Annotated in this window: 6 protein-coding genes and 2 pseudogenes; 7 read left to right on the top strand and 1 reads right to left on the bottom strand. The window is 43.2% G+C overall.

The features are described 5' to 3' along the window. The 5 genes and pseudogenes from RYL27_RS08965 to RYL27_RS08945 form a co-directional block, all read left to right on the top strand. A pseudogene (locus RYL27_RS08965) lies at nt 1–221 on the top strand (shikimate kinase); the annotation flags it as partial. A gap of 69 nt (nt 222–290) precedes the next feature. Beyond that, nucleotides 291–3,095 (top strand): NYN domain-containing protein, encoded by a 2,805-nt coding sequence (locus RYL27_RS08960; protein WP_314966680.1) that lies wholly within the window; start codon nt 291–293, stop codon nt 3,093–3,095. A 155-nt stretch (nt 3,096–3,250) separates the two neighbouring features. After that, nucleotides 3,251–4,369 (top strand): TRAP transporter substrate-binding protein DctP, encoded by a 1,119-nt coding sequence (dctP, locus tag RYL27_RS08955; RefSeq protein WP_314966678.1) that lies wholly within the window; start codon nt 3,251–3,253, stop codon nt 4,367–4,369. Nucleotides 4,370–4,651: 282 nt separating this feature from the next. Beyond that, nucleotides 4,652–6,145, top strand: coding sequence for a hypothetical protein (locus tag RYL27_RS08950; RefSeq protein WP_314966676.1), 1,494 nt, complete (start codon nt 4,652–4,654; stop codon nt 6,143–6,145). Next, nucleotides 6,142–7,383, top strand: a complete 1,242-nt coding sequence (locus RYL27_RS08945; RefSeq protein WP_314966674.1) for an FMN-binding protein — start codon at nt 6,142–6,144, stop codon at nt 7,381–7,383. Before RYL27_RS08950 ends, RYL27_RS08945 begins: the two co-directional genes overlap by 4 nt. Before the next feature lie 283 nt (nt 7,384–7,666). Here the strand turns inward: RYL27_RS08945 and RYL27_RS08940 are convergent, their stop codons facing one another. Then, nucleotides 7,667–8,470, bottom strand: coding sequence for a hypothetical protein (locus RYL27_RS08940; protein ID WP_314966672.1), 804 nt, complete (start codon nt 8,468–8,470; stop codon nt 7,667–7,669). A 726-nt stretch (nt 8,471–9,196) separates the two neighbouring features. Between RYL27_RS08940 and RYL27_RS08935 the strand changes: the two genes are divergently transcribed. Together RYL27_RS08935 and RYL27_RS08930 are read left to right on the top strand one after the other, a co-directional pair. Beyond that, nucleotides 9,197–10,258 carry a DUF3829 domain-containing protein gene (locus RYL27_RS08935; protein ID WP_314966670.1) on the top strand — a complete coding sequence of 354 codons (1,062 nt, stop codon included), beginning with the start codon at nt 9,197–9,199 and terminating at the stop codon, nt 10,256–10,258. A gap of 129 nt (nt 10,259–10,387) precedes the next feature. Beyond that, nucleotides 10,388–10,699, top strand: a pseudogene (locus RYL27_RS08930) (DUF3829 domain-containing protein); the annotation flags it as partial.

Below are 10,699 nucleotides of genomic sequence, written 5' to 3'. Positions count from 1 at the left end.
TTATTTTTCTGGATGTGCCCTTTTCCGAGGTGGAAAAAAGAATTGGAGACCCGGTGAAAAGAGGGGTGGCGATTCCCGACGGCTTTACCCTGAAAGACCTATATAACGAGAGAAAGGCCCTCTACCTTCAATATGCCCATGAAATTCTGAATGAAGAGGGCTTAAATCCGGAGGAATGTGTAGAGGCTTTGGTTCGTATTGCGGAGAAACACAAACAGTAGATTCCTCATAAAACAGGTTTTTGGGAGAAGGTCAGAAAGCTTCTTTGACAAAAGGTTCAGAAAGTTTCTTTGACGAAAAGGTCAGAAAGCTTCTTTGACCAAAAGCCTAAGAATATAAAAGAAATGGCGGAAACAGAGGTTCGTATGGAAAATATCGTACTTGCTTTGCTGGCTCATGTGGACAGAGGAAAGACCAGTCTTTCGGAGGCTCTTCTCTATGAAAGCGGAAGAATTTCGGAAAAGGGCAGGGTAGACCATGGAGATAGTGTTTTAGACAAGGACAGTCTGGAACGAAAAAAAGGAATTACGATTTATGCAAAAAGCGTTTATTTTACCAAGGAAAATAAGCGTTTTTTTCTTTTGGATACTCCCGGACATCAGGAGTTTTCCTCGGAGATGGAGCGTTGTCTTTCGGTTATGGACTACGGTATCCTGCTGATTGACGGGAATGACGGTATTCAAAAGCGAGAGCTGCAGCTCTTTGAAAGAGCGCGGGAGAAGGGAATTCCTCTTTTTTTGGTGGTGAATAAAATGGACCTTTTCCAAGGGGATAGGGAAGCTTTGTTAAGAGAAATCCAAGAGGCCTTTTCCTGTGAGGGGATTATAGATTTTTCTCCCTATGCTTTTTCTGACTTGGCAGCATTTTTAAAGGAAGAGGATTTTACCCGGACAGTAGCCCCATCAGAGGATTGTCAAGATTTTCTGGAAAATCTTGCTTTATTATCCGAAGAGGGAACCGGGGAGTATCTGGAAAATGGACGGCTTCCCCTTAGTTTTTTACAGGAAAACATACAGGAGAGAAAGCTTTTTCCTCTTTTCTTCACCTCTGCATTAAAGCAGGAGGGAATCACCGAACTTTTTTCCTGGATTTTTGCTCTTTGTCAAATGCCGGCCTATAGCGAGGAATTGCGGGGAATTTTATATAAGATTAGCAAAAGTCCGGAAGGAAGAAGAATCGGAAAAGCGAAACTTTTGGGGGGAAGCCTTTCCTTACGGCAGGAATGGCGGCCTTCCGAAAAGGCTTTGGAGTTACATTTGGAAGGGGTAGAAGAGGAGGCTGTAGAGAGCGTAGAGCCGGGAATGCTTTTTACCATGCCGATTTCGGAAAATGCGGGTCTTGGCTATTTCCCGGTGGATGAGCATAGTGAGAAAGAGAAGGAAGGTTATTTTCCTACCCTTTTATCTCTTGAAGGAGAGGAGATTCTTTCCTATCGAAAGGATTTGGAGGAACTGCAAAAGGAATTTCCGGAGTGGGGGATTTCTATTTCTTTGGCGGAAAAGCAAGTCACTGCACAGCTGTCCGGAAATCTGCAAAAAGAACTTCTGACGGATTTGTTTGCCAAGAGGCTGGGAAAGAAACTGCATTTTTCCAAGCCGAAGCTTCGTTATGGGGAAAGTCCCCGTAGAGAAGCCTATGGAAGGGGAGCTGTGCTGGAACCCGGTCACAGGATTTCTATGCTTCTTCGCTTAATTCCCAAGGAAGTAGAATTCTTTGGGGAGCAGCAGGAGGTGGGAAAGGGCGAAAGGGATTGTGAGAATAGCAGAAATCCGGAAAAGAAAAGCATTTTTTCCATAGAGAAAAGAGGAGAGCTACCGGAGGAATGGATTTCCCGCTTGGAAACTGAGTGGGCAGAGGAGCATTTTCCGGGACCGCTCCTTTCCGGACCCTATGAGAACTATGCTTTGGAAATTTCCAATTTAAGCTTTTCTCGAGGCTCCGCCTATTATGTGGACTTTCAGGAGGCGGTGTATCAGGCCTTCCGCATGGCTCAAGCTACAGCAGGGGTTCGGCTGTTAAGGCCGTATTTTTCCTATGAAATCTCAGCCTCTCAGGAGAAGCTTGGAAAGATTTTGCAGGAGATTGAAAGACAAAAGGGAAAGCGGGAGGAGCTGCTTTCCGAGGGAGAAAACTATCAGCTACTGGGAAAGATTCCCGGGATAAACCTTTCGGAGCTGCAAAGTTTTGTGCAGGGAGAGGGAGAAAGTTTTTCTTTCTCATTTTCCTCTTATCAGGAAATGGAAGAGGAACAAGCCTTGGCAGTATTGGAGGAACGTTTCGGGATTCCGTCGGAGGAGCTTCCCTTAAGTTCTGTAGGAAAACTTTACTATGGGGAAGAGCTTGTTTCCGAGGCAGCTTTAGGGCAGGACGGATGGGAGGAAAATACTTCCGGCGGAAAATCAGGAGGTTCATCTTCGAAGCTTAACGGTTCCGCTTCTTTACAGCTTAAGAACATAGGGGAGCACTCGGAGAAAAAGAAAAAGGGCGAAGAAGGCATTTCCTTAGAGGAGGAGCTGAATGCGATTTTTGAAAGAACCTTCGGCCCCTTAAAAAATCGGGGACAGGAAGCTATTCGTACCGAGCAAAAATTGTTTTTATCCAAGGAGAAGGAAGCTCGTCTGGAGGAAGCCAGAGCCCAGTATGCCAAGAAGGGTAAGAAAAATAAGCGAAAAAAATTTTTGGTGGACGGCTACAACTTTCTTTTTGCCAAGGAAGAATGGAAGGCACTGGCCCAAACGGATTTGATGGCGGGAAGAGAGCAGATTCTTCCCCTGCTTTCCGAATATGCGGCATACCATGATGTGGATTTATATTTGATTTTTGATGCCTATCGGGTGAAAAGCAATCCGGGAAAAACTTTGCAGCTGGACTCCCGAATGCAGGTAATCTTTACGAAGGAAGGAGAATCGGCAGACTTTGCCCTAAGTAGAATGGCCAATGATTTTTCCCAATCCGGCTACCCGGTAGTGGTAGTCAGCTCCGACCAGGCCGTGCAGATTCAAGGCTTTTCCGGAAAAGGCGCCATTGTGTATTCTTCCAAAGAATTTGCCCTCCAAGTAGAAGACATGAAGAAGCGTATTTCCGACTCCCTCTAAAGCAATAAGTAGATGGGGGGAGATGTAAATTGTATAAAAAATCATTTTGTGCAAAACAATTACATCTCCTCCATCTACTTATTTTTTATGCACTCATTGACGAAATACTATTCAGATTTAAGAATTTAATTAGTATAGAGAAATGAGGGGATAGGATGAAATGGGATAGGAACTGTTCTTTTCAGAAGGATAGGACAGAAATAGAAAAAATAGAAAAGAGCAGCTTGGAAAGAGAGGACTGGGGATCCGGCAGCGATTCTGCCCCCTTTTTTCGCCGAACGTTTTGGGCTTTGCTCCTGATTTTTTCTTTTTTCTTTTTGACGGCATGTTCCGGTACAGGACATCCCGCCATTATTAAAAGCAAGAGTAATAAGATTGTATTAACTTACGGCTTATTGGCGAACAATGATGATTACACTTTGCAGATGACCAAGCGTTTTGCCAAAGAAGTGAAGGAAAAAAGCCGTGGGAGGATAGAGATTAAGATTCTTAGCCCCAAGGACAAGGATAACGACCTGGCTTTGTTGGAACGGTTTCGCTCCGGTAATCTGGACATGGTAAGATTGCCTCTACCTTCCGCAAAGAAGCTTTCTGCAAAGCTCTCTCTCATGGAGCTTCCCTATCTTTTTGACAGCGAAGAGGAAATGTGGAATGTTTTAGATGGAGACAAGGGGGCTATTTTTCAAGAAGATTTTCAAAGCAAGGGAATGGAGCTTTTGGTGTGGCATTGTCTTGGCTTTCGGGATTTTTATACCGTGGAAAAGCCACTGACCTCTGCAGCGGATTTTGACGGATTGATTTTAGGAGTGGAGGATGAGTCTCGCATGGGAAGAGCCTTGCAGCTTCTTTTCGGAAAAACCAGAGAGCTTCCGCAAGATAAAATCTATAAGGCGTTACAAAGCGGAATTGTGGAGGGCAGTGAAAATACCATGGAGGATTTTGCCCGGCAGGAACACAATCTTTCCGCCAAGTATTTTTTAGAGGATGATCACAGCCCCGTTTTAGATTTGCAAATTCTTTCTTCCAGAGCAAGAGAGAATCTGTCGGAAGAAGATCTGGCTTTGCTTAAGGATGTGTCTTTTTCCATGGCTTTACAGGAAAGAGCTTACGTGAAAAAAATGCGGGTGGAGCTACGAAACAAATTAAGTAAAAGAGGGGTGATCTTCTCCCATTTTTCCAAAGAAGAGAAAGCCAAGATTGAAGAGCTTTTAGCACCCCTTTATCAGGAATCCACAGAATCGGATTTTTTGCGAAAGCTGGGGAAAATAGATTAAATAAAGAATGATAAGTGTTTAATATAAGAGGATTGACAAGTTTCCTCTCCTCTGTCATAATACTGCCTTGAAAGATAGATACAACTAACTAAAAGCTTTGTATTATCTATCTAAAGGGTTGTGATGTTAGCGTAAGCATCAGCCTATTCTCGATAGGAGGGTGCTTTTTGCGTGTTAAACAACTCTCCCTTGGATAAGGGCTAAGATACCTTACGGTACTGTTGTTCTCCTGTGAGGAATACTACAAAGCGAAGCAGTAATGTGTAGACAGAAAGGGGTATTATGAGAAAACATTGGATTCTTGGCGCTTCCGCCATCATTTTAGCATCCTCCGTAATGGCTTGCGGAAAGAAGCAGGATACTGCCACCACAGCTGCAGGATCGGAGAAGGCTGCGGAAAGCACTGCAGCTCAGGCAGAGAAGTCTGATTATGTCTTTGTAAAGATGACCGTTCCCTATGCGGACTTTTATTACGGAGAATTAAAGGATATTGCTCCGGAAGAGGGGAAGGATTTAAAGGCGCAGCTGGATGCGGAGGATAAGGTAACAAAGGACGGTTTCCGGGAGACAGGAATGTATGACAGTGCCAGCTCTCCTACCAAGGATAAGGCGGAGAAGTTCGTTATGGCGGACACCGCTGTAGAGGGAGAAGGCTCCGTTTATAAGGGAATCAAGAATGTAAATGTGGCAATTCCCAAGTCTTTGTACGAGGATGCCAAGAAGGCATTGGAGGAGAAGAAGGAAAGCAAGAATGCTCTTCTTACTTTGATGGGAGCTATTGAAAGTGAAGTCAGCACTGAGCCTAAGGAGTATAAGGTATTAAACTCCGATGGAACCCTTTCCAAGACACAGGGAACTACAAATGAAGCGAAGGATACCGAAGCGGATATTACCACCACTTCCTCCTACGGAAATTATGAAATCGAAGTCAGCGGTTTGGACATTGACTCTGAAATCGTACAGGCTGCAATTCTGGAAACCAAGGACGGCGCAAAGTACGGCTTAAAGCATGAGGACAATATCTGGTTAAAGCCGGAGGAACTGGCATTTTCCGCTGTGGCTTTCGAGGACACCAACCATAAGGCTCAGAAAGAGTTTAAGCGTTTTGAAGATATTCAAGACAAGGACATTGTAAAGATTACCTACTTCTTAATGGATGAGGATGATGTGGAGGTTCCCGTAAACCTTCATGTGAAGAAGATTGCTCCTGCTGAGTACAAGGTTAGCGGAGATGAGAAGGTAAGCTACAGTCCGGAAGGTACTAAGGTAAATTATCAGCTTTCCACCGGTGAAGACAGCTACGCTCTTGGCAAGGTTCTCAGCAAGAAGAGTGAGGTAAAGGGGGATGTGAATACAGATACCGCCGGCGTTTTGGTACTTCCTAAAGAGATGACTCCCGGAAAGTATCAGCTGGTATTCTCTAATGACAAGCTTTCCGACGTATCCTTCACTGTTTTGGTGGAATCAAGCTTAAAGGCGGAGGACTTCCATTTTGAAAATAACAAGTTAAGCCTTGCAGAAAATGCAGATCAGCTGACAATTGCAAACTACATTGCCTCCACAAGTTCCGCAAGCATCGGAGAGCAGGAGTTTAAGGGCGGTGCCGGAAGAAGATTCGGAAAGAATATTTTCAATGATGACGGCAGCGTAAATACCGAGGCTACCTATAAGAAGGATGATCAGGAAGTAAAGTACTTTGACGGCCCCGGAACCTATCCTGTAACCATCAAGGCTGACGGATATCCTGAAGTAAAATTCGAGGTAGTCGTACAATGATTGTGATTCTTACTTTAATATGCAGTTTAGCATTTTTCCATTTCTTTGGAAAAGCATTAAAGAAGAAGTCGGCAGTGTTGTATGGAATCTGTATCCTCCTTTCCTTGGTAAGCATTTTTTATCCAAGGGAGGGAGGACTTCCCTTTTTGGACTTCTTTTTTAAGAAAATCATGCAAAGGGGTGTGCTGGCAGGCTCTCTCTTTATCTGGGTAATGCTGGCACCGGTGCTTCCCAAGAGCTTTTCCGGAAGAAAGACCATCTATCTTCTTCGAGGGGAAATGGCTATCTGTGCCTCTTTGATTACTTTGGCCCATAATCTGGCCTTTGGCGGAAAATACTTTGGCGCCTTATTCCTTGGACAGGGGCATATCAGTCTGATGGAGCTTCATGCGGCTATCGTGTCTTGCCTCATGATTCTTTTGTTAATTCCGCTAACCATTACTTCCTTTCAGACCGTTCGGCGGAAAATGCAGGGAAAGACCTGGAAGAAGTTGCAAAACTGGTCCTATCTTTTTTACCTGCTTTTGTACCTGCACATTTTCTTTATTTATCAAGGAGCGCTGATTCGCGGAAAGGGAGAGTATTTCTTTACCTTGATGATTTACAGCTGCATTTTTGGATTCTACGGATTCTTACGGATCAGGCAGTATAGAATCCAAAAGGAAAGCAAGGATAAAAAGACATTTCCTTTGCTTCGTATTGGGGGGATTTTGCCTATTGTTTGTCTTTGTCTCAGCGGCTTTTACAGTGCCGGAAAATATCGAGCAGCATTAGAAGCAAATGTGGATAAAATCAGAATGCAGGAAACCCTAGCGGAAAGCAAGGGAAGCACGGAAACTAACGAAAAGACGGAGGAAAAAAGTAATTCTTCTGAAAAAGCATTAGAAGCTGGCGGAGATAAAGCCTCTGCGAATGCTTCAAATGCTTCTTCCGATTCTCAAGCTGCTGATGGGAATAGTGCATCCGGAGCCTATAAAGACGGAGAATACTCCGGAAAGGCTTCCGCCTACAATGGCAATGTAGAAGTGAAAGTCACCATTTCCGGGGGAAAGATTACTGCCATCGACATTGTGAAAACCAAGGACGATGAAGAATATTTCTTTGACGCACAGAAGAAGGTGATTCCGGATATTCTGGAAAAGCAAAGCACGGATGTGGATACTGTGGCAGGAGCCACCACCAGTTGTGAGGGCATTTGCCATGCGGTGCAGAAAGCTCTGGAGGAAGCGAAGAAGTAGAAATAGGAGAAATGAAACAGTAGAAATATGAGATGGGCATTGCTATTTTTTGTTCAATGCTACAATATCCTTGCGTTTTGCTTTCTAAAAAAGAATGCGCAGCACAGCGCATTCTTTTTTAGTTCTTCACAAGTGACGCAGGCGAAGCCTGACATCTTGTTCATAACGAGTATAATTCCTTCTTTTGTTCTTTAAAACTGTGGGAATATTCCGCTACCAAATTCTTGATTTCTTCGCGTGCTTCCGCTTCACTCTTCCATTTTCCCATAAATCCTCTTTTCCTCTACTGCCCCATTCTCTCGCACCAGCTGGCATCCACATCATAACCATAGGCATAAATTCTTCTGTAAGCCGACTCCTGCCAGGGCTCTTGGAAAGTTCCGTCTTCACTGATAAAGAAATCCGCATTCATATAACGAATAATGATATAGCCGGAATCCTTCTGGTCAAAGCCGTTTCCGCGGGAAAAATCGATTCCGTTCCCCGTATTCCTACGCATGACTGCTTCCATAAGCGGGAGGGTGACTTCATTGATAGGCAGTTTCATGTCCGGACTATCGAAGAAAAAACCGCCCTTTTCCTTTAGATAAACGCAAAGATAGCCGAGGGTTCCGTTGCTAACACACTTGCAACGCTTAATGGCATGAAGAGGAATCTGATGCTTTGCCCCGATAATCACACCATCCTTTAAAGTAATCTCCTTTTCTCCTAAGGTAAAACCGAGGTCGGTTTCCAGGCTATCCAGATTGTTCGGAAAAGCACTCCCCAATTTACTCGCGGAAAGTGCCACAAGAAATGCTTTCGTTTCTTTGATATTGTGTCCGTTGTTCCAAGCCCGAGTATCCAGATCAAACTCGGGAATCTCCTTACTATCTTTCAAGTAGCAACGCACATCGTAACTCTGATTGGAATTGCAATAGTTGGTAATGAGGGTTCTTTTAATCGCTGAAAAAGGAAAGGAATACACTTTCTTTCCATTTGCACTCTGATAAGAAAAACCTTCCTTGGAAACCGTTAAGCTGTGCCCGCCTCCCAGCATCCCTTTTGTTTCAAAATGAAATGTTTCCGTGTCAAAAATTGTACGCATCTTCGTCCCTTCTTCCTTTTCTATTATTTCTCATTCTCTCTTTCAGTAGATCACGCCTCGGTACTCGAGCAAAAGACCGCACCGCTTGTTCATAACGCGCTCTGTGAGCAATACTCGTTATGAACAAGATGTCAGGCTTCGCCTACGTCACTTGTTAAGAACTAAAAAAGAATGCGCTGTGCTGCGCATTCTTTTCCCGAAAGCAAAACACAAGGATATTGTAGTATTGAACGAAAAAAATAGCAATGCCCATCTCCTATTCCTACTATTTCATTTCTCCTATTTCTCCTGTTTCGCCTGTTCCAAAGCTTTCTCCACCGCATGGGCAATGCTCTGGAGGAAGCGAAGAAGTAGAGAAACAATATAAACAAATAAATGATTCGACAAATCATAAGATAGACCGGACAAGGAAGAAGTGGGAGAAAATATAATTCTTACATTTTCATCTTAAAAGCTACTCAGCCTCCTTGTAAAAATGGAACAATCTTATATAATGAGTTCTGTATTCATTCTTAAAAGAAGAAGGAATACAGAATTTTTTTATTTAAAACAAATATTCCTCGTAAAGCGTATGATATCTCGTTCTTAACGGTATCGTTCCTGTAGTGTGCGATATCTTGATTTTAAGCTAGTCCTTGTGGAACAGGTGCTCTCTTAAAGTTCATGGCAGGTGAAGCCTATAAGAGCACTGCGAAGCGTTAGGATATTCCTATGGGGGGAGTATAGATGAAAACAGCTATTATGGGTATCAGTATCATGGCTCTGATTTTCAGCCTTTCAGCCTGCGAAGATATAAAGATGGCACAAAATTCTTTTCAGCAGGATAAGCTAAACAATGCAGAGCAAACAGGAGACAGTCCTATGGATGTCTTTAAAAAAGGATTGGTTGAAGATGCGGAGGAAGATGAGAGGATTACAGAATACAACCTTTATGTGGACTTCAGTAATTTTCTGGTCTTCCAGTACAAAGATATTATAAACGACTATTTTCTGGGAGTGGCCAAGGAAGAAGAATTTCTTCTCCTGGAGGGAGGAGAATATACTAAGGAAAGCTTTCCCGAGAGGGATTCAGCCTTTGTCCAATCCGTAATTGACCAAGCCAAAATAGGCACCCACTTTCCGGACCTGGATGAAAGAGTGAAGTTTATAGGACCGTTGATTTTGGAAATAATGGAAATCAACAATGAAGCTGCGGTATATGGCCAGTCGGAGACCTATCTCTATGATCAGTATGAAGAGGCAAAAGAAATTCATAAGCGTCTCTTTCCTCTGATAGAAAAAGTTTCCCCTGCTTATGAGGAGTATAATGCAGCTATTCATAGTCTTTCTCTGGAAAGAACAGAAAAAGAAATGCAAACATTGAAAGCACGGGGCTATGCTATTCGCTATAGTATAGTGAAGCTTTTTTCCTTAAAGGATCGGATTTTGGATGATATGGAAAGGCAGGATCTTATCCAGGCGGATATTTTAAGGATGAATTTATCTGTAATTCGACCTGCCCATGAGGAATTTCGTACCACAGTGTCAGAGTTGGAAAAATTAATTAAGGATCAAAAGGCTGTTGATGGAGAAGAGTTTACAGATCCCACGATTTCTGCGGACTTGGCGGATTTTGCTGCCGCTTCCAAAGAGTTTGCACTACAGATTCAGGAAATGATGCGTCGCATAGATCAGGGGGAAGGTTTTACGGAGGAGGATTATGGGAAGACGAATCTGGATGGCAGTTTTGTAAAGATTGATCAGTCTGCCGTTGAGATGCTTCGGATTTACAATAAAGTCACTAGCTAAATAGTGCTTTTTCATTTTTGCGAAATTCTTTCTGTTTCTTGTAAAAAATTTAAATTTTTGTATAATTAGTTCTGTATCTTTTCTTAAAATAAAGAAAGATGCAGAATTTTTTTGATGAGGAGAAAATGTATGAAAAAAATCGTTTTAGGACTTGGCGCAATTGCCTTAGCCCTCAGTCTTTCCGCCTGTGAAGACTTAAAGATGGCTCAGAATGCTATAAAGCAGGAAAAAAGCGGAGAGAGCAGCGGGGACAGCAGTGATTCCGGGAATAACCCCTTGGATGCTTTGAAAAAGAACCTTTCCGCTGATTCCGGGGAAAGCGACGATGAGCTGACACAATACAACAATTACGTGGATTTCAGCAATTTCCTAACCGGTAATTTTGAAGATAATATCGGCAGATATTTTGAGGGAGTAGAGCCGGAGACAGAGTTCAAGGTA

The sequence above is a fragment of the Oribacterium sinus genome, assembly GCF_963537195.1.
GTDB classification, from domain to species: Bacteria; Bacillota; Clostridia; order Lachnospirales; family Lachnospiraceae; genus Oribacterium; species Oribacterium sinus_A.
This window is presented reverse-complemented; position numbering and strand designations above follow the sequence as displayed.

What these genes read in the sequence shown, in the direction of transcription:
- RYL27_RS08940 (WP_314966672.1), bottom strand. Translation starts at nt 8,470, where the DNA reads ATGCGTACAATTTTTGACACGGAAACATTTCATTTTGAAACAAAAGGG.
- dctP (WP_314966678.1), top strand. Translation starts at nt 3,251, where the DNA reads ATGAAATGGGATAGGAACTGTTCTTTTCAGAAGGATAGGACAGAAATA.
- RYL27_RS08935 (WP_314966670.1), top strand. Translation starts at nt 9,197, where the DNA reads ATGAAAACAGCTATTATGGGTATCAGTATCATGGCTCTGATTTTCAGC.
- RYL27_RS08950 (WP_314966676.1), top strand. Translation starts at nt 4,652, where the DNA reads ATGAGAAAACATTGGATTCTTGGCGCTTCCGCCATCATTTTAGCATCC.
- RYL27_RS08945 (WP_314966674.1), top strand. Translation starts at nt 6,142, where the DNA reads ATGATTGTGATTCTTACTTTAATATGCAGTTTAGCATTTTTCCATTTC.